The organism is Agromyces sp. NPDC058136, from assembly GCF_042884375.1.
In the GTDB taxonomy this organism is placed as follows: domain Bacteria; phylum Actinomycetota; class Actinomycetes; order Actinomycetales; family Microbacteriaceae; genus Agromyces.
On record NZ_JBHVUA010000002.1, the window covers coordinates 90180 to 109355 of the forward strand.

Below are 19176 nucleotides of genomic sequence, written 5' to 3' on the forward strand. Positions count from 1 at the left end.
AGGAGCGCCGACGCGGAGCGGCGACGCGTCTCGAAACCGGGTGACCCGCGTTTCTCGGGTTTCGAGACGCGTCCGACTGCGTCGGGCGCTCCTCAACCAACGGTGGGGATCGGGAATGCAACGCGGGGTAATGCCGTTTCACCATGCGGCCGGGTCGTGATGGACTCGACCCCATCGTCGTCGCGTACCCGCGGCCGCACCCCTCCCCACGAACGGAGCCCCTCATGTCTCGCGCCCGCACCCTGCTCGGTCTCGCCGCCGCCTCCCTCGCCGTCGTCGCGCTCGCCGCGTGCTCGTCGGGCACCGCGAACGACTCGGGCGCCGAGGCATCCGGCGACAACGAGTTCGGCCTCGTGAAGGCCGGCACCCTGACCGTCGCGACCGAGGGCACCTACAAGCCCTTCACGTACCACGAAGGCGGCGCGGGCGAGCTCATCGGCTACGACGTCGAGGTCGCCGAGGCGGTCGCCGAGAAGCTCGGCCTCGAGATCGCGTTCGAGGAGACCCAGTGGGACGCGATCTTCGCGGGCCTCGACGCGGGCCGCTTCGACGTCATCGCGAACCAGGTCTCGATCAACCCCGAGCGCGAAGAGAGCTACCTCTTCTCGACGCCGTACACGGTGTCGCCGAGCGTCGTCGTCGTGAACGAGGGCGACACCTCGATCACGAGCTTCGACGACCTCGCGGGCAAGACCACCGCGCAGTCGCTCACGAGCAACTTCTACCAGCTCGCCGTCGACGCGGGTGCGAACGTCGAGGCCGTCGAGGGCTGGGCGCAGGCCGTCGCCCTCCTCGAGCAGGGCCGCGTCGACGCGACCGTGAACGACAAGCTCACCTACCTCGACTACATCAAGCAGACGCCCGACGCGAAGCTCGCCGTCGCCGCCGAGACCGACCCGAGCAAGAGCGCGCTGACCTTCACGAAGGACAAGACCGCCCTCGTGAAGGCCGTCGACGAGGCGCTCGCCGAACTCCGCGAGGAGGGTGTGCTCGCCGAGCTCGGCGAGAAGTACTTCGGCGAGGACGTCTCGCAGTAGCGCTCACCTGATCGACCGGCGGATGCCGCGTTCCGCCCCGGTTCCGTACGGGCAGCAGCCCCGAGTGGAATCATGGGGTGACGCGGCATCCGCCGTATTCCGGAAGGCGGTGGGGCGATGACCGAGTGGCAACTCGTGCTCGATTCGTTCTGGCCATTGTTCTGGGGCGGCATCAGCGCCTCGATCCCGCTCGCGATCGCCTCGTTCGCGCTCGGTCTCGTGCTCGCGCTCGGCGTCGCGCTCATGCGCATCAGCCGCAACCGCGTGCTCCGCGGCATCGCGCGGTTCTACATCTCGGTGATCCGCGGCACGCCGCTGCTCGTGCAGCTGTTCGTGATCTTCTACGGCATGCCTTCGATCGGCATCACGATCGACCCGTGGCCGAGCGCGATCATCGCCTTCTCGCTCAACGTCGGCGGGTACGCGGCCGAGGTGATCCGCGCCGCGATCCTCTCGGTGCCGAAGGGGCAGTGGGAGGCCGGCTACACGATCGGCATGTCGCCGGGCACGACGCTCACCCGGCTGATCCTGCCGCAGGCGGCCCGCGTCTCGGTGCCGCCGCTGTCGAACACCTTCATCTCCCTCGTGAAGGACACCTCGCTCGCCTCGCTCATCCTCGTGACCGAGATGTTCCGGGTGGCGCAGCAGATCGCGGCGTTCAGCCAGGAGTTCCTGCTCATCTACATCGAGGCGGCGCTCATCTACTGGCTCTTCTGCCTCGTGCTCTCGGGCGGGCAGAACCTGCTCGAGAAGAGATTGGATCGCTATGTCGCCCATTGATCCGCTCGGCCCGCCCGACCCGCTCGCCCCCGCCGACACTCCCGACGACCGCGTGCTGCTCGAAGCCCGTGGCATCCGCAAGGCGTTCGGCGACAACGAGGTGCTCCGCTCGATCGACCTCGAGGTGCGCCGCGGCGAGGTGGTCGTGCTCATCGGTCCGAGCGGCTCGGGCAAGACGACCGTGCTGCGCTCGCTCAACGGCCTCGAGACCCCCGACGGGGGCACCGTCTCGATCGACGGCGGGCCCTCGCTCGACTTCGCGAAGCCCATCACGAAGCAGGAGCGCTACGCGCTGCGCGACCGTTCGGCGATGGTGTTCCAGCAGCACAACCTCTTCCCGCACATGACGGTGCTGCAGAATGTCATCGAAGGCCCGGTCCGGGTGCAGAAGGTGCCGAAGGCGCGGGCCGTGGCCGAGGCATCCGCCCTGCTCGATCGCGTCGGCCTCGCCGAGAAGCGCGACGCCTACCCGTTCGAGCTCTCGGGCGGCCAGCAGCAGCGCGTCGGCATCGTGCGCGCCCTCGCGCTGAAGCCGCAGCTGCTGTTGTTCGACGAGCCGACGAGCGCCCTCGACCCCGAGCTCGTGGGCGAGGTCCTGCAGGTCATCAAGGAACTGGCCGACGAGGGCTGGACGATGGTCGTCGTCACCCACGAACTCGGCTTCGCGAGGCAGGCCGCCGACGAGGTCCTCTTCATGGACGGCGGCGTCGTCGTCGAACGAGGGGCGCCCGGCGCGATCTTCACGAACCCGACCCACGAGCGCACCCGGCGATTCCTCGATCGGATCCTGCGACCCCTCGAGGGCGGCGACGACGACGTCAGCCCTTGACCGCGCCCGCGGTCAGGCCCTGCACGATGTAGCGGCTCGCGAAGGCGAAGAGGATCATCGTCGGCAGGATCGTCAGCACGGCGGCCGCCGACATCGAACCCCAATCGATGTTGAAGCTCGTGATGAAGCCGTTGAGCGCGGTCGGGATCGTCTTGTTCTCGTCCTTGTTCATGAGCGTCGCCGACAGGAACAGCTCGTTCCAGCAGTTGACGAAGTTGAAGATGAACGCGGCCACGATCCCGGGCTTCATCACCGGGACGATGACCCGGAACAGTGCCCCGATCCGGGAGCACCCGTCGATCATCGCCGCCTCCTCGAGGGCGTCGGGGACGTTCGCGAAGAAGCCGCGCAGCATGATCGTGCAGAACGGGATGCACACCGCCACGTAGACGAGGATCAGGCCGAAGCGGTCGTCGACGAGCCCGAGGTCGACCATGAGCAGGTAGAGCGGCCCCAGGGCGATGAAGGCCGGGATCATCTGGGTCACGAGGAACGCCATCAGGATCGCCGTCTTGCTGCGGAACTCGAACCGGGCTAGCACGTACGCCGACAGCAGCGAGATCAGGGTCGCGACGGTCGCCGCGGCGGTGGAGACGACGAGGCTGTTGACGACGTAGACCCCGAAGTCGGCCTTCTCGAACAACTGCACGTAGTTGTCGAACGAGAACTCGGCGGGCCAGTACTGCAGCGGATAGCTGAAGATGTCGCCCGGAGCCTTGAACGAGGTCACGACGATCCAGTACAGCGGGAAGATCGTGATGACGAGCCAGAGCCCGAGGAAGCCGATGCGGGCGATGCGCGCCGGCGTGCTCTCCGTGACGATCACGACGACACCTCCTTCTTGCCGCGAAGGGCCATCAGGTAGAAGGCCGAGAAGACGAGCAGCAGGCCGACGACGATGAGTCCGAGCGCCGAGGCCACGCCGTAGTCGCCCTTCTGGGTGAACGTGATCATCCACGTGGTGATGATGTGCGTCTGGTTGGCCGGGCCGCCGCCGGTCATCGCCCAGATGATGTCGGGGAAGTTGAAGATCCAGATCACGCGGAGCAGCACGGTCAAGGCGAGCGTCGTCGAGATGTACGGGATCGTGATCTGGAAGAGCGTGCGCACCTTGCCCGCACCGTCGAGGGCGGCGGCTTCGAAGAGCTCGTCCGGGACGGACTGCAGGGCGGCGAGGATCATGATCGCGAAGAACGTCACGCCGTACCAGATGTTCGCGATGATCACCGCGAACATCGCGGTGTCGGGCTGCGCCAGCCACGGGATGCCCTGGTCGATGAGGCCTGCCTTCATCAGGAGGTCGTTGATCACCCCGAACTCGCCGTTGAACATCCAGCGGAAGAGGATGCCGATGAGGAAGCCCGAGATCGCCCACGGGAAGAAGATGAGCGCCTGGTAGACCCCGCGGAAGCGGAACTTCCGGCGCAGCCAGAGGGCGAGCGCGAACCCGATCACGAGCTGCGGCACGATCGACGCCACCACCCAGAGCACCGAGTTGCCGAGGATCACGCCGAACGCGGGGTCGGCGAAGATCGTGGCGAAGTTCTGCAGCCCGACCCACGAGGTGTCGGTGAGGTTGCTCAGCTTCCAGTTGCGGAACGCCATCTGGCTGCCGGCGAGCATCGGGTAGTAGATGAACACGCCGACGAAGATCGCCGCGGGAAGCATGAATGCGAGCACGACGAGTCCGCGTCGCGTCGTGAAGGTGCGGCGGCGGCGCGGCGCGGGAGCGGGGCCCGCCGGGGCGGGAGCGCCCGCCCGTGCGGGCGGGCGCTCCTCGAGGGTCGTCATCTGGGGGGACATCCGTCGTCGTCGGTTCGGCGCCCTACTCGGCGGCCCACTTCTCGGTCCAGTAGGCGTCCCAGCCGGCCAGGAGCTCCTCGGCCGTGAGCTGGCCGATGAGCACCTGCTGCAGTTCGGCGTCGGCCTTGTCGGCCCACTCGGTCCACCACGCCACACCGCGCGGCTGCACGGCGGTGATGTACGTCTCGGGGTTCTCGTTCATGGTGAGGTAGCTCTCCCATGCGCCGGTCTTGTAGAACTCCGCCTCGTCGGCGCCGTTCAGGATCGGGACGAGGCTGTTGCCCTCGGTGAAGCGGATCGAGGCGTCGCCCTCCGAGAGGAACTGGATGAGCTTCGCCGACTCCGCGCGGTGCTCGCTCGCCTCGGCGACGCCCCAGCCCGCGGTGGCGAGCGGCTGGATCGCCTTGCCGCTCGGTCCGACGAGCATCGGAGCGGTCGTCCACTGGTCGCCGGTGATGGCCGTCGACTGCTCGACCGCCGCGATGACCTCGGGGTCCTGCAGCAGGAACGCGGTCGAGCCGTTGGAGAAGCCCTCCACCATCTCGGGGTAGCCCCAGGCCACCGAGGACGGCGGGGAGGCCTGCTCGAAGAGGTCGAGGTAGAGCTCCATCGCCTCGAGCGCCTCGGGGGCCGAGAACATCGAGTCGCCGTTCTTCAGGCGGTACGCGTTCTCGAGGTCGAGGTCGTCGGCGACGTAGGCCTCGATCACGAGGGCGGCGTTCGAGTAGCCGTTCTTCCCGCCGCGGAACGCGTAGCCGTAGGTGTTCGCCTCGGGGTCCTGGATCGCCGAGGCCTGCTCGAGCAGGTCCTCCCAGCTCACGGGTGCGCCGTCGAACCCGGCCTGCTCCACCAGGTCGGTGCGGGTGAAGAGGCTGATGCCGTAGAAGCCGTAGGGCATGAAGTAGGTCTTGCCGCCGGCCGTCGCGACGTTCTTCGCGTTGTCGGTCAGGGCGTCCCACCCCTTCCAGCCCTCGAACTCGGGGGCCATGTCGGCCAGCCACCCGTTCGTCGAGAACGGGCCGACGGTGAGGTCGCGGACCTCGAGGACGTCGACGCCAGTGCCCGACTGGAGCATCTGCTGGATCTTCTGGTCGGCCTGGTCGGTGGGCGGCGAGACCAGCTCCACCTCGATGCCGGGATTCTCCTGCTCGAACTCGTCGATGAGCGTCTCGAGCAGTTCGGTGCGCGCCGGGTTGGTCAGGCTCTCGACCATCTGCAGGGTGACGGTGCCGTCGTCGGCGGCGCCGGAGCATCCGCTGAGGGCGAGGGTTGCCGCCAGGCCGAGGCCGAGCCCGGTCATGACTCTTCTGTTCGCCATTCGTCTCCTCATTTCTTGGGGGTGCGATCGATTTCTTGGGGGGTGCGATCGTGCTTCGGTGGGGTGTTCGGTTCAGGGGCGCGCTTCCGCTGCGAGCTCGCAGAGCGTCGGGACCAACCGGTCGACGAACGCCTCGAAGTCGTGAGCGGTGTTGTACGCGTGGGTGGAGAGACGGTAGTAGCCGACGCCGTTGAAGCTCGTGAACGCCGCTTCGACGCCGAACTCGCGGACGACGCGGTCGCGCAGGGCGTCGGCCTCGGGGTGGGTCCGGGCGAGTCCGGCCGGCAGGCGGACGAGGCGCAGGGCGTTCACGGGTGCACCGACGTCGACGCGGTGGTCCTCGCCGGTGCGTTCGGCGAACGCGCCGGCGATCAGCGCCTCGGCGTAGTCGGCGAGCTCCGTCATGTACCTGCGCACCGTCGGCCATCCCCAGTGCTCGTCGATGAACGCGTACGAGTCGGGGGCGGCGAGGTAGCTCGTCACGTCGAGGGTGCCCTGCGTGTCGAACCGCTCGGGGAACGGGTGCGGGGCTCCCCATGAGTCGATGAGGGGGAACAGCTCGTGCCGGAGCTCCCCGGTGGCGACGAGCACGGCGGCCCCGCGGGGCGAGCACGCGAACTTGTGCAGGTTGCCGACCCAGACGTCGCAGTCGAGCCCGTCGAGGGGGGCGTCGTACAGTCCGGGGACATGGGCGCCGTCGACGAGGGTCGTGATCCCGCGCGCTCGAGCGGATGCCGCGACCTCGCGGACCGGCAGGAATCGCGCCGTCGCCGAGGTGATGTGGTCGATGACGATGAGTCGTGTCGCGTCGGTGCAGGCGGCCATGATGCGCTCATGCGCCTCGGCGGGCGTCGCGTCGAGCGGCACCCGTGCGGTCACGACCCGGCCGCCCCAGCGGCGCGCGGCCCGTTCGGCGCCCATCGTGACCGCACCGTAGCCGTGGTCGGTGACCACGATCTCGGCGCCGGGCCGCGCGGTGAGGCTGTTGTAGACGACGCTCGCGCCGCCGCTCGCGTTGGGCACGAGGGCCGTGTGCTCGGGGGCGGCGCCCACGATCGCGGCGATGGAGCGGCGGGCGTCTCCCACGCGGGCGGGCAGGGTCGAGAACCAGTCGACCGGCCCGGCGTCCATGACGGCGCGGAGGCGGTTCTGCTCCTCCTGCACTCGACGAGGGACGGCGCCGAACGAGCCGTGATTCGTGTGCAGCGCGGTATCGCTGAGAGTCCAGCCGGTCGAGGCGGGCGAGCCGTCGGCGAAGGCGAGGGCGGTGGGCGCTGCGGTGGTCACTGGTGCGGTCGTCCTTGTCGTTGATCATCAGCGGTGATGTCGGACGCGTTCCGCTCGAAAGAGATTGGATGACTCATCCGAATCTTAGGCTTCAGGGCCGACCAAGGTGACTCTATCCACAAAGTCATAAGATGACTAGTGCCGAGTTGTGCCCTCTATGCTGATCAACACGGCCCGACGTCGACCAGGAAGACGGACAGCATGAGCGCGATCGACGACGCATTCCACGGACTGCGCCACATCATCGCGTCGGGCGAACTCGCGCCCGGCCAGAAGTTCCCGCCGGAGGCCGAGCTGTGCGAGCGGCTGGGCGTCTCCCGCGGGTCGCTCCGTGAAGCGGTGCGCATGCTCGATGCGCTCGGGGTGATCGAGTCCCGTCATGGATCCGGCACCTACGTCTCGGCCCTCGAACCCGCGAACATCATCGGCGCGCTCAGTCTCACGGTGGAGCTCATGCCGTTCGACGCGTTCATCGAGCTCTACGAGGTGCGCCGAGTCCTCGAGTCCCATGCCGCGTCGCAGGCGGCGGCCCGCATGACGGGGGCCGGCGAGTCCGAGCTCCGTGCGATCCTCGACGAGCTCGAAGCCCTGGAGGGGGAGCAGGGCACCGAGCTCGACGCCCTCTTCCACGAGACGATCGCGAAGCTCGCCGGTAACGCGGCCCTCGTCGAGCTGCTCCGGACGTTCCGCTCCCGGTCGCGGGCGTACCAGGTGTTCGACCTCCCCTCGGGGCCCGACATGAAGCAGGTGAGCGACCGCGGGCACCGCGAGATCCTCGCCGCGCTCGTGAACCGCGACCCGGCTTCTGCCGAGGCCGCGGCCGCGGCGCACGTCGCGCAGACCGAGCAGTGGCTTCGCACGATCCGCCCGGCCCCCGTCGCGAAGGCCCTGCCCACCGCGACCTGAGCCGCCTCCCACCGCCGGGCAGGGCGTAGCGTGGTGGCATGCCCGCTCGCAGCCCCGGACCGACGGTTCGGGAGGAGCGGGCGCAGCGGGAGTCGCCGGTGCAGCGGGCGCGGACGCGCCGGATCCTGCCGGCCCGCCGTGGACTCGGCGTCTTCCGACTGCTCGTGGCGGTGCTCGAGGTCGTGGCCCTCGTCGGCAACTTCGAGTACGTGCTCGGGTTCCGCTTCTTCGCGACGGCGAACTTCTTCAGCTATTTCACGGTGCAGTCCGCGTTCCTCGCGGTCGTGACGCTCGCGATCGCCGGCGGGTACGCGCTCACCGCCGAACGCGACCCCGCCTGGCTCGGGGTGCTCCGCACCATGGTGACGGTGTACGTGCTGGTCTCGGGCATCGTGTTCGGCGTCATCGTCGCCCAGGCGTCGACCCGCGACTACCGGGTCGACGTGCCCTGGTCGGATACCCTGCTGCACTTCGTCGTGCCCGCGCTCGCCGTGATCGCGTGGACGGCCGACAGCATCATGGCCCTGAACCCGCCCGTGCCGTGGCGGACGGTCGGGTTCGTGCTCGTCTTCCCGTCGGGGTGGCTCGTGTACACGCTCGTACGCGGCGCCGACGTCGGGTGGTACCCGTACTTCTTCCTCGACGAGGCGCAGGTCGGCGGCCCGGTCGGCGTCGCGCTCTACTGCGCGCTCGTGCTGGTCATCTTCGTGACGTTGACCGCCGGGCTCGTCGCCGTCAACCGGTGGCTGTGGCGAAGGGCGCGAGATCGGCGAGCACCGCGGCCGCGAACTCCGCGTCGTCGAGTTGCTCGAGACGCTCCGCCTGCGTCGCCGCGATGAGGCCGACGAGCACGGGCTCGCCCGTGGGGGCGCCCACGTCGAGCCAGGCGGCGACGCTCGGCGTCTGACCGACGACGGTGAGCACGGTGACGGATGCCGCGGGGGCAGCGCCGCTCGTGTCGCCCTCGCCGCCGGCGGCGCGCCAGAACGGCTCGTCGAAGCGCAGCCAGACCGTGTCGACGAGGCCGACGCCGAGGCGCGCGATCGCCCGCTGGTGCATGAGCGGCAGGGCGGGGGAGAAGCGCAGGGTGTCGGTCTTCAGCACCCCGAGGGGCACGGTGACGACGACCCGGTCGACGGTGAGCGACTCGCCCGAGTCGAGCCGGAGGCTCACCCGGCGTTCGTCGTAGGCGATGCGGGTGACGACGCTCATCACGGCGATGTCGAGCGCGTCGGCGTCGGCGTCCAGGGCGGTGGCCAGACCGCGGGCGAGCGTCGGGCGGCTCTCGGAATCGGGGTCGGCGTCGCCGGCCGCCGGGCCCCGACCGAGCTCGGCGAGCGCCGAGACGCGGTTCGCCGTCGCACCGGTCTCGACGCCGACGCCGCTCGTGACCGTGTGCGCGAGCCAGGCCGCGGGAGAGACGCCCGACTCGTCGGGCGCGGTCGAGAGCGAGGCGCTCGTGCCCGACTCGACGAGGGCGGTCGCGAGCGAGAGGTCGTGCGTGCGCGGTGCGGGCTGGGCGGCCGCCCACTCCTGCGCCGCGGCGATCGCGTCGGGCCCGGTCGAGGGGATCGGCACGGTCGCGCCGGCGGCGGTGCTGGCTTCGACGGGGGCGGCGATCGGCGTCTGCACCACCGAGTCGGGCAGCGTCGCTCGCAGGGCGGGGCTCGCGACGACGAGCGCGCCGAGCTCGATCGGGCCGTCGAAGCCGGCGGCGTCGACGGTGTCGATGCGCCCGCCGACGCGGTCGCGCGCCTCGATGACGACGACCTCGAGCCCGGCGTCGGCGAGGGCGCGGGCGGCGGTCAGCCCGGCGAGGCCGGCGCCGATGACGGCGACGCGCTCGCCCGGCTCGGCGAGCTCGAGCACGAGCGCAGCCGCACGGGCGCCCGAGTCGCGTGCGCCGCGCAGGGTGCCGGGCGCCTCGGCGTCGCACGCCTCGCCGGCGAAGAAGACGCGGTCGGCGACGGGCCGGCCGAGCTCCTCGCGCAGTTCGGTCGTCGTGCCCGCCGCGTCGAAGCTGAACGCACCGCGGGCGAAGGGATCGGCGCCCCAGCGCGAGCGGCGCAGCGCCGTCGGCTGCGGAACGCCGGGCGGGGTCGGCACTGGGGACGGGGCGGGGCTGCCCGTCGGAGTGGTCGTCGGCGGCGGGGTGGGGCTCGGCTGCGGTTCGGTGCAGCTCGCGAGCACGACGGTCGCGGTTCCCGCGAGCGCGGCGGCGAGGAACCCCCGGCGGCTCATGCCCAGCCGCTCAGCCCGCACTCGCATGCCCTCAGGCTATCCGACCGCCTCCCCGCGCCCACCCGCTGCTTCTGCAGGAGAATTGCGCTGAGGGGTGCGTATTCGAGGTCGCCAGTGCACTTCTCCTGCAGAAGCAGCGCGGGAGACGACGAATCGCCCGCATCCGTGCAGATGCGGGCGATCCGTGCGGGCCGGTGCGGGGCGGCTACGCCGTGACGTAGCCGTCGGCGACGGTGAGCGCCTCGTCGATGATGTCGAGGCCGCGCACGAGCTCCTCCTCGCTGATGACGAGCGGCGGGGCGACGTGCATGCGGTTGAAGTGCACGAACGGCCACAGGCCCGCCTTCTTGCACGCGGCGGCCACGGCGCCCATGGGGGCGGCGTCGGCGCCTGCGGCGTTGAACGGCACGAGCGGCTCGCGCGTCGCGGCATCCTTCACGAGCTCGATCGCCCAGAACAGGCCGACGCCGCGCACCTCGCCGACCGACGGGTGCTTCGCGGCGATCTCGCGGAGGCGCGGACCGACGACGCGCTCGCCGAGGTCGCGCACGCGCTCGAGGATGCCGTCGCGCTCGAACACCTCGAAGGTCGCGACGCCGGGGGCGCAGGCGAGCGGGTGACCCGAGTAGGTCAGGCCGCCCATGAACGCCACGGTGTCGAAGTGCGAGGCGATCTTCTGCGAGATCACGACGCCGCCGAGCGGGGCGTAGCCAGAGTTGACGCCCTTCGCGAACGTGATGAGGTCGGGGGTGACGCCGAAGTGGTTCACCGCGAACCACTCGCCGATGCGGCCGAAGCCGACCATGACCTCGTCGGCGATGTAGACGATGCCGTACTTGTCGCAGAGCGCGCGGACGCCCTCGAGGTAGCCGGGCGGCGGCACCAGCACGCCGTTCGTGCCGACGACCGTCTCGAGGATGACCGCGGCGACGGTCGACGCGCCCTCGAGCACGATGACCTGCTCGAGGTGGGCGAGCGCACGCTGCGCCTCCTCCTCGGGGCTCGTCGAGCCCCAGGCCGAGCGGTACTCGTACGGGCCGAAGAAGTGCGCGACGCTGCCGTCGCTCGGTTCGTTCGCCCAACGGCGCGGGTCGCCCGTGAGCGAGATCGCCGTCGCGGTGCCGCCGTGGTAGCTGCGGTACATCGAGAGCACCTTGCGGCGTCCCGTCACGGCGCGCGCCATGCGGACCGCGTACTCGTTCGCGTCGGCGCCGCCGTTCGTGAAGAACACCTTGTCGAGGTCGCCCGGGGCGACCTCGGCGATGCGGCGGGCGAGCTCGCCGCGCACGTCGGACGCCATCGACGGCTGGATCGTCGCGAGACGACCGGCCTGCTGCTGGATGGCGGCGACGAGGTCGGGGTGCTGGTGCCCGAGGTTCAGGTTCACGAGCTGCGACGAGAAGTCGAGGTAGGCGTTGCCCTGGTAGTCCCAGAACGTGGCCCCCTCGCCCGCGGCGATCGGCAGCGGGTCGATGAGGGCCTGCGCGCTCCACGAGTGGAACACGTGGGCCCGGTCGTCGGCGCGCACCTGCGCGTCGGCGGCCGTGTCGGGCAGTGCGTGCACGGTGCCGTGGCGGTCGGTGTAGACCGCCTCGGTGCCGGTGGCGAGCTCGTCGCCGGTGACGTCGGTGATGGTGTCGGTCATATCGGATGCCTTTCGGAGCATCGCCGGTCGAGTAGCGAAGCGTATCGAGACCCTCGAGGTCTCGATACGCGCTCCGCGCTACTCGACCGACGGAGGTCAGTGGTTCTGGGGGAAGCCCAGGTTGATGCCGGTGTGCGCGCTGTCGCTGCGGGTGGCCGGGTCGATCCAGCGGCTCGTGACGGCCTTCTCGCGGGTGAAGAAGTCGAAGCCGTGCACGCCGTAGGCCTTCGCGTCGCCGAAGAGCGACTGCTTCCAGCCGCCGAAGGAGTGGTAGGCGACGGGCACGGGGATCGGCACGTTGATGCCGATCATGCCGACCTGCACCTCGTTCTGGAAGCGGCGGGCTGCGCCGCCGTCGTTCGTGAAGATCGCCGTGCCGTTGCCGAACTGGCCCGAGTTGATGAGGTCGAGGCCCTCGTCGTAGCTCTCGACGCGCACGATCGAGAGCACCGGGCCGAAGATCTCCTCGGTGTAGGCGCGCGAGGTCGTGGGCACGTCGTCGATGAGGGTCGGGCCGAAGAAGAAGCCGTCCTCGTGGCCGTCGACCGTGAAACCGCGGCCGTCGACGACGATCTTCGCGCCGTCGGCCTCGGCGATGTCGACGTACGACGACACCTTGTCGCGGTGCACGTCGGTGATGAGCGGGCCCATGTCGGGCTCGATGCCGTCGACGCCCGCGCCGTTGCCGATCTTGAGCTTCGCGATGCGCTCGCTGATCTTGCCGATGAGCTCGTCGGCGACGGGCTCGACTGCGAGCACCACCGAGATCGCCATGCAGCGCTCGCCCGCGGCGCCGTAGCCCGCGTTCACGGCCTGGTCGGCGACGAGGTCGAGGTCGGCGTCGGGCAGCACGAGCATGTGGTTCTTCGCGCCGCCGAGCGCCTGGACGCGCTTGCCGTGCTTCGAGGCGGTCTCGTAGATGTACTGGGCGATCGGGGTCGAGCCGACGAACGAGATCGACTGCACGACGGGCGAGGTGAGCAGGCCGTCGACGGCCTCCTTGTCGCCCTGCAGCACCGTGAAGACGCCGTCGGGGAGACCGGCCTCCTTCCAGAGCTCGGCCATCCACAGTGCAGCCGAGGGGTCCTTCTCGCTCGGCTTCAGGACGACGGCGTTGCCTGCGGCGATCGCGATCGGGTAGAACCACATCGGCACCATGGCCGGGAAGTTGAAGGGGCTGATGATGCCGACCACGCCGAGGGCCTGCTTCAGCGAATAGACGTCGATGCCCGTCGAGACGTTCTCGCTGAATGCGCCCTTGATCAGGTGGGGGAACCCGGTCGCGAGCTCGACGACCTCCTGGCCGCGGAGGATCTCGCCCATCGCGTCGGAGAGCACCTTGCCGTGCTCGGCCGTGATGATCGCGGCGAGCTCGCCCTTGCGCGAGTTGAGCAGCTCGCGGAACGCGAAGAGCACCGTCTGGCGCTTCGCGATGGAGTACTCGCTCCACACCAGGTAGCCGGCCTGCGCCGAGGCGATGGCCTCGTCGATCTCGGCCTGGTCGGCGAGGGCCACCTCGGCCTGGACCGCACCGGTGGCGGGGTTGTAGACAGGGGCCGTGCGGCCCGAGGTCGACGGGCGGATCGCGCCGTCGATCCAGTGGCCGATCACCGGGACCTCGGGGGTCGAGGTCGGTGACGTGGCGGTCTCGGTGATGCTCATCGCAGCTCCTTCCAGCTGTGCATGGGTGCCGGTCGGACAGAGTGACCGAGGCTCGGCTAAGCTTGTGATTCCAAGTGTTGCAGAGGCGAAGTGGGCGAAGTGGTGGCAGACCGTCGCGAAGATGAGTCGATCCGAACGGAACGTCCGGCGGGGCCGGGCGAGTCCTCGGCCGGCGCCGACGACGGCGCCGCGCTGCCCACGGTGCGCGAGATCCTCGCGCTCCCCGAGGTCGTCGCGGGCGTCCCCGAGGTGGTCTCGGGCGACGGCGACGCGCTCGACGCCCGGGTGCGCTGGGTGCACGTCTCCGACAGCGCGGGCGTGGCCCGCCTGCTCGACGGCGGCGAGCTGCTGCTCTCGACCGGCTCGGGCTGGCCGACCGACCCCGACGAGCTCCGTGCGTTCGTCGCGGGCCTCGTCGAGGCGGGCATCGCGGGGCTGGTGCTCGAGCTCGGCGTGCACTACCGCTACGTGCCGGCCGTCGTCGAGCAGTCGGCGCGCGAGCGCGGGCTCGCCCTCGTCGCCCTGCACCGCGAGGTGAAGTTCGTCACCCTGACCGAGGCGGTGCACAGCCGCATCATCTCCGAGCAGACGGCGGCGCTGCGCGCCCGCGACGAGGTGCGCGAGCGCTTCACGGCGCTGAGCCTGCGCGGGTCGCCCGCCGACTACATCGTCGCCCAACTGGCGCAGACGCTCGGCTCAGCGGTCGTGCTCGAGAACCTCGCGTTCGAGGTCGTCGCGGCCGAGGTGCCCGCCGGGGCCGAAGAGGCGTTGCTCGCCGAGTGGGGGCAGCGTTCGCGACAGGCCCATCGGAGCCCGGGCGAGTGGTCGATCGTGCCGGTCGAGGCACGTGGCATCCGGTGGGGCCACCTCGTGGCGCTGCCCGGCCCGGCGCACCCGGCGGGCCGTCTCGGTGTGCTCGAGCAGGGCGCCATCGCGCTCGCGCTGGGCCGCCTCGCCGACGGCGACGACGCCGACGAGTGGGTGCGCGCCGGGCGGCAGCGGCTCATCGACGGGCTGCTCGAGGGCCGGTTCGCGGGGCTCCCGGCCGCCGCGGCGCGGCTCACGGCCGCAGGGCTGAAGGTCGAGGGCGCGACGCTGATCGGCCTCGTCGTGACGGGGGCGCCGGTCACGGCGGCACGGGCGGATGCCGCGGCGCGGGCGCTCGGCGGACGCGCCGTCGCCGGGGCGGCGCCGGGCTGGTCCCGGCAGCACCATGCCGTGGTCGTGCTGCTGTCGCTGCCCGCGGCGGCGCGCTTCGACGACGCCGCCGCGCGCGAGTTCGCCGCTGCGGCGGCGGGCGAGGCGGCATCCGTCGATCATCTGGTGCTCTCGATCGGGCAGGCGGCCTCGGGGCTCGACGGGCTGCTCGGCTCGGTGCAGGAGGCGATCGACCTGGCGCGTGCGCCGGGGTCGCGGTCGCAGCGCGGCCTCGCGATCCGTCGGGCCGAGGATCGGCCGCTGATCCGGCTCGTGACATCGCTCCGCGACGACCATCGGCTGCTGCGGCACAGCGAGCGCATGCTCGCGCCGCTCATCGAGTACGACCTGGCGCGCGACGGCGACCTCCTCGACGTGCTCGCGGCGACGCTCGCGCATCCCGGCAACCGCACCGCGGCGGCGGCGGCGTCGCACCTGTCGCGTTCGGTGTTCTACCAGCGGCTCTCGCTCATCGGGCAGCTGCTCGACGTCGATCTCGACGACGGCGAGACGTTGACGGCGCTGCATCTCGCGCTCCTCGTGCGGCGGAGCGCGCTCCGCTGAGCGGTTCGGGTCGGCCCCGCGGCATCCACTTGTAGAAAACAAGTACTTGCTCTTGACAAGTGAACTTGTGAAGAGCAAGCTGGTGCTCGCACGATCCGAAATCGAACGACGACACCGATCCCAACGGAGACGATCATGACCGCGACCAGCATTTTCGTGAACCTGCCCACCACCGACCTCGACCGCTCGAAGGCGTTCTACGAGGCCCTCGGGTTCACCATCAACCCGCTCTTCACCGACGAGAACGCCGCCTGCGTGGTGTTCAGCGAGAACATCTACTTCATGGTGCTCACCCGTGAGTACCTCGGCACCTTCACCGACAAGCAGATCATCGACACGAAGACCCACGCGCAGGCGCTCATCGCCCTCAGCCGCGAGTCGCGCGACGAGGTCGACGCGGTGCTCGCCAAGGGCCTCGCCGCGGGCGGCACCGAGCCGCGCGACGCGCAGGACTACGGCTTCATGTACTCGCGCGACCTCGAAGACCCCGACGGCAACGTGCTCGAGTTCCTCTTCATGGAGCAGGCCGCCGCCGAGCAGGGCCCCGAGGTGTACATGGCGCAGGCGGGCGACGCCGCCCAGGCGACGGCCTGAGCGAGCGGTTCGCATGGCGACACGCGCGCCGCGCGGCTTCGGACAGTACAGCGGCGTGGCACGGGCCCTCGAGCGGGTCGGCGAACGGTGGGCACTGCTCATCGTCCGCGACCTGCTCGGGGGCGCGCGCCGGTACAGCGACCTCAAGGCCTCGCTGCCGCGCATCCCGACGAACATCCTGAGCGACCGCCTGCGCGAACTCGGCGAGGCGGGCGTCATCCGCCGGGTGCCGAGCGTACGCGGCGGCTACGAGCTCACCGAGCTCGGCCGCGGCCTCGAACCGGTCGTCGCCTCGCTCGAACGCTGGGGCTGGGCGCTGCTCGGCGAGCCCGGCGACGGCGAGACGATCAGCGCCGATTCCGTCGCGGTCGCGCTGCGCGCGGCATTCCGGCCGGATGCCGCGGCGTCGCTGCCGCCCACCGAGTACGTGCTGCACGTGGCGGGCGCCGACGAGCCGGGCGTCTCGGTGTCGGCCATCGTCGTCGGCCCGAGCCTCGACGTCGTGCCCGTCGGCGACGGCGCCCTGCCGCAGCCGCGCCGACGCTCGGCGCTCGAACCCGTGCCGCAGGCCGTGCTCGAGCTCGAGCTCGCACCGGGCGAGCTGCGCGGGCTGCTCGCGGGCGAGGCATCCGTGCCGTCGTTCGCGGGCGACCGCGATCTGCTCGCTCGCTTCACGACCACCTTCGCGATGGAGTCGGCGCCGACGCCCGGGCTCGGGGCCGCCGCCGCGTAGTCGCCCGCGCTGGTTGAGAGCGCCCGACGGGTGAGGTTCGGCGGTTGAGGAGCGCCCGACGGAGTCGGACGCGTCTCGAAACCAGACGAGGTTCGGTGGTTGAGGAGCGCCCGACGGAGTCGGACGCGTCTCGAAACCAGGGCGGGCCTTCTGGTGGGCCGGTTGCGTGGTTTCGAGACGCGTCGTCGCTTCGCGCCGGCGCTCCTCAACCAGCGGGCAAGCTTCGAAACCCTCCCAATGAAACCGTCGTCGATCCGAGAGCGAGAGACCATGCCGAACCACAGACCCTTCCGCGCCCTGTTGAGCGGCGCCCTCGCCGCCGCCGGCCTCGTCGTGCTCGTCGGGTGCACGAGCGCCGGAGCGGCCCCGAACCCGTCGGCCGAGGCGACCCCGGCACCCAGCCCGAGTGCCGAAGCCCCCGCTCCCGATCCGACACCGACCGCGCTCGACCCGGCCGACGTGACGACGTGGGTGATCACGGCCCAGGGCATCGGGCCCATCGTTCGCGGCGCCGATGCCGCCGAGACGGTCGCGGGTTTCACGGCATTCGAGGCGAACGAGTGGTGCCCCGGCGTCATCGGACTGAGTCAGGAGGGCACCGGCCAGATCGTAGTCACCGTCCTCGACGACGGCACGGTCGGCGCCGTGTGGGCGAACGGTCGCGACGTCGGCGACGGAACGGTGCCCCCATCGCCGTCGACCGAGGAAGGCATCGTCTTCGGGTCGACGATGGAAGAGCTCGCGGCGGCCTACCCCGGGCTGGTGCCGTCGAACCAGGCCGGTGCCGAGTCGTACGGATATGCCGCGGGTGACGAGACGGCGGGCTACCTCAACTTCCTCGTCGAGGGGGACAAGGTCATCTCGATCGGCGTGCAAGACCGTGCCGGCGTGCCGAAGGAGTTCTGCGGCTGAGCCGCGGACGCAGCACGGCCCGGTCATCGGGAAGGTGACCGGGCCGTGCTGGGCGGTGGGTTGCCTGGTTTCGAGACGCGTCGTCGCTTCGCGCCGGCGCTCCTCGACCGGCGGGTGGTCGTCGCTGCGCGCGGGCGCTCCTCGACCGGCGGGTGGTCGTCGCTGCGCGCCGGCGCTCCTCAACCAGCGGGTGGTCGTCGCTTCGCGCCGGCGCTCCTCAACCAGCGGGAGCGCTACTTCGCGACGAACGACAGGCGGCGGTTGGAGAACTCGCCGATGCCGATCGGGCCCATCTCGCGGCCGAAGCCCGAGCGCTTGACGCCGCCGAAAGGAAGCTCGGCGGCCTCGGCCGCGATCGTGTTGACGTGCGTCATGCCGACGTCGAGCTGGGAGGCGAGGCGTGCGGCGCGTGCCTCGTCGGTCGAGAACACCGAGCCGCCGAGGCCGAAGTCGCTGTCGTTCGCGAGCTCGAGCGCCTCTTCGTCGCTGGAGACGCGGTAGACCGTCGCGACGGGACCGAACATCTCTTCGCGGTACGACTCGGAACCTCGCGGCACGCCCGTGAGCACCGCCGGCGAGAAGTACGCGCCCGGCCCGTCGGAGAGCACGCCGCCGACCTCGAGGGTCGCGCCGGCCGCGACGGCCTTCTGCACCTGGGCGTTGACCGTCTCGGCGGCCGCGCGCGAGGAGAGCGGCACGTACTGGCCCTCGGCGAGGTTCAGCTGGTCGCCCGGCTCGAGGCCCGTCGCGAGCCGGCGGAGCTCGGCGACGAACTCGTCGTAGATCTCGTCCATCACGATGAACCGCTTGTTCGAGTTGCAGACCTGGCCGCCGTTGTAGACGCGGAAGTCCCACGCAGCGCGAGCGACGCCCGCGACGTCGTCGGAGTCGAGCACGACCATCGCATCGTTGCCGCCGAGCTCGAGCACGGCCTTCTTGAGGCTGCGGCCGGCCTGCTCGCCGATGATCGCACCGGCGCGCTCGGAGCCCGTGAGCGAGACACCCTGCACGCGCGGGTCGGCGATCATCGTCGCGATCTGCTCGTGCGAGGCGAACACGTTCTGGTAGCCGCCGACCGGCACGCCGGCCTCCTCCATGATCTCCTGGATCGTGAGGGCCGAGCGGGCGCAGATGTCGGCGTGCTTCAGGATGATCGTGTTGCCGAGCACGAGGTTCGGCGCCGCGAATCGGGCGACCTGGTAGTACGGGAAGTTCCACGGCATGACCCCGAGGAGGGCGCCGACGGGCAGCTGCTCGATGACCGCCTTGCCCGGGACCGTCGACGGGATCTCGTGGTCGGTGATGAGGCTCGGGCCGTGCACCGCGTAGTACTCGATGATCGAGCGGGCGAACTCGACCTCGTCGAGCGACTCGGCGAGTGACTTGCCCATCTCGACGGCGATGAGTCGCGCGAGCTCCTCACGCCGTTCGCCGAAGATCTCGGCGACGCGCTTCACCGCCGCGGCGCGCTCCTGCACGCTGCGCTCGCGCCATTCGCGGTAGGCGCCGTCGGCCTGCGCGAGGGTCTGCTCGATCTCGGCGTCGGTCGCCGACTCGAATGTCTCGACGATCTCACCCGTCGCGGGGTTCTGCACCCGGTACTTCGCCATTTGCTTTCTCTCCTTCGTCGCGTGGGCTTCGTCGCCCAGAGGTTTCGGGTTGGGCGCC

17 protein-coding genes are annotated in these 19176 nt (G+C 70.6%); 9 read left to right on the forward strand and 8 right to left on the reverse strand.

All coding sequences use genetic code 11. From position 1 onward, the window contains the following. Window positions 1-224: 224 nt before the first annotated feature. From ACFVTX_RS06785 to ACFVTX_RS06795, 3 genes are all read left to right on the forward strand, one after another. Window positions 225-1037: an amino acid ABC transporter substrate-binding protein gene (locus ACFVTX_RS06785; RefSeq protein ID WP_386898824.1), complete on the forward strand. Its 813-nt coding sequence runs from the start codon at window positions 225-227 to the stop codon at window positions 1035-1037. Window positions 1038-1154: 117 nt separating this feature from the next. Continuing rightward, the gene (locus tag ACFVTX_RS06790) at window positions 1155-1817 is read left to right on the forward strand and encodes an amino acid ABC transporter permease (RefSeq protein ID WP_386898825.1); all 663 of its coding nucleotides are present in this window, start codon (window positions 1155-1157) and stop codon (window positions 1815-1817) included. Continuing rightward, window positions 1804-2646, forward strand: coding sequence for an amino acid ABC transporter ATP-binding protein (locus ACFVTX_RS06795; RefSeq protein WP_386898826.1), 843 nt, complete (start codon window positions 1804-1806; stop codon window positions 2644-2646). The genes ACFVTX_RS06790 and ACFVTX_RS06795 overlap by 14 nt, the downstream gene beginning before the upstream one ends. Here ACFVTX_RS06795 and ACFVTX_RS06800 read toward each other — a convergent pair. The 4 genes from ACFVTX_RS06800 to ACFVTX_RS06815 form a co-directional block, all read right to left on the reverse strand. Continuing rightward, window positions 2636-3472: a carbohydrate ABC transporter permease gene (locus ACFVTX_RS06800; protein WP_386898827.1), complete on the reverse strand. Its 837-nt coding sequence runs from the start codon at window positions 3470-3472 to the stop codon at window positions 2636-2638. The two genes, ACFVTX_RS06795 and ACFVTX_RS06800, sit on opposite strands and share 11 nt — an antisense overlap. Then, on the reverse strand, window positions 3469-4437 hold the full coding sequence (locus ACFVTX_RS06805; RefSeq protein ID WP_386898828.1) for a carbohydrate ABC transporter permease: 969 nt from the start codon (window positions 4435-4437) through the stop codon (window positions 3469-3471). Before ACFVTX_RS06805 ends, ACFVTX_RS06800 begins: the two co-directional genes overlap by 4 nt. 34 nt (window positions 4438-4471) lie before the next feature. Then, window positions 4472-5767 (reverse strand): ABC transporter substrate-binding protein, encoded by a 1296-nt coding sequence (locus ACFVTX_RS06810; protein ID WP_386898829.1) that lies wholly within the window; start codon window positions 5765-5767, stop codon window positions 4472-4474. Between the two features lie 72 nt (window positions 5768-5839). Further along, a complete protein-coding gene (locus ACFVTX_RS06815) occupies window positions 5840-7054 on the reverse strand; it encodes an aminotransferase class V-fold PLP-dependent enzyme (protein WP_386898830.1) in 1215 nt (404 codons plus the stop codon). A gap of 201 nt (window positions 7055-7255) precedes the next feature. On the opposite strand from ACFVTX_RS06815, the gene ACFVTX_RS06820 reads away from it, so the two are divergent. Next, window positions 7256-7960, forward strand: a complete 705-nt coding sequence (locus ACFVTX_RS06820) for a FadR/GntR family transcriptional regulator (RefSeq protein WP_386898831.1) — start codon at window positions 7256-7258, stop codon at window positions 7958-7960. Window positions 7961-7998: 38 nt separating this feature from the next. Next, window positions 7999-8799: a Pr6Pr family membrane protein gene (locus tag ACFVTX_RS06825; RefSeq protein ID WP_386898832.1), complete on the forward strand. Its 801-nt coding sequence runs from the start codon at window positions 7999-8001 to the stop codon at window positions 8797-8799. On the opposite strand, the gene ACFVTX_RS06830 is transcribed toward ACFVTX_RS06825, so the two are convergent. The 3 genes from ACFVTX_RS06830 to ACFVTX_RS06840 all read right to left on the reverse strand — a co-directional run bounded on the left by ACFVTX_RS06830 (window position 8696) and on the right by ACFVTX_RS06840 (window position 13508). Continuing rightward, complete coding sequence (locus ACFVTX_RS06830) at window positions 8696-10228, reverse strand: FAD-dependent oxidoreductase (protein ID WP_386898833.1); 1533 nt, start codon at window positions 10226-10228, stop codon at window positions 8696-8698. The genes ACFVTX_RS06825 and ACFVTX_RS06830 overlap by 104 nt on opposite strands. 178 nt (window positions 10229-10406) lie before the next feature. Continuing rightward, window positions 10407-11846, reverse strand: a complete 1440-nt coding sequence (locus ACFVTX_RS06835; RefSeq protein WP_386898834.1) for an aspartate aminotransferase family protein — start codon at window positions 11844-11846, stop codon at window positions 10407-10409. A 96-nt stretch (window positions 11847-11942) separates the two neighbouring features. After that, on the reverse strand, window positions 11943-13508 hold the full coding sequence (locus tag ACFVTX_RS06840; RefSeq protein WP_386898835.1) for a CoA-acylating methylmalonate-semialdehyde dehydrogenase: 1566 nt from the start codon (window positions 13506-13508) through the stop codon (window positions 11943-11945). A 102-nt stretch (window positions 13509-13610) separates the two neighbouring features. On the opposite strand from ACFVTX_RS06840, the gene ACFVTX_RS06845 reads away from it, so the two are divergent. From ACFVTX_RS06845 to ACFVTX_RS06860, 4 genes are all read left to right on the forward strand, one after another. Beyond that, on the forward strand, window positions 13611-15269 hold the full coding sequence (locus ACFVTX_RS06845) for a PucR family transcriptional regulator (RefSeq protein ID WP_386898836.1): 1659 nt from the start codon (window positions 13611-13613) through the stop codon (window positions 15267-15269). 135 nt (window positions 15270-15404) lie between these two features. Continuing rightward, the gene (locus ACFVTX_RS06850; protein WP_386898837.1) at window positions 15405-15863 is read left to right on the forward strand and encodes a VOC family protein; all 459 of its coding nucleotides are present in this window, start codon (window positions 15405-15407) and stop codon (window positions 15861-15863) included. 13 nt (window positions 15864-15876) lie between these two features. Beyond that, complete coding sequence (locus ACFVTX_RS06855; protein ID WP_386898838.1) at window positions 15877-16596, forward strand: winged helix-turn-helix transcriptional regulator; 720 nt, start codon at window positions 15877-15879, stop codon at window positions 16594-16596. Between the two features lie 270 nt (window positions 16597-16866). After that, the gene (locus tag ACFVTX_RS06860; protein WP_386898839.1) at window positions 16867-17508 is read left to right on the forward strand and encodes a hypothetical protein; all 642 of its coding nucleotides are present in this window, start codon (window positions 16867-16869) and stop codon (window positions 17506-17508) included. 233 nt (window positions 17509-17741) lie between these two features. Here the strand turns inward: ACFVTX_RS06860 and ACFVTX_RS06865 are convergent, their stop codons facing one another. After that, window positions 17742-19118, reverse strand: a complete 1377-nt coding sequence (locus ACFVTX_RS06865) for an NAD-dependent succinate-semialdehyde dehydrogenase (protein ID WP_386898840.1) — start codon at window positions 19116-19118, stop codon at window positions 17742-17744. Window positions 19119-19176: the final 58 nt, after the last annotated feature.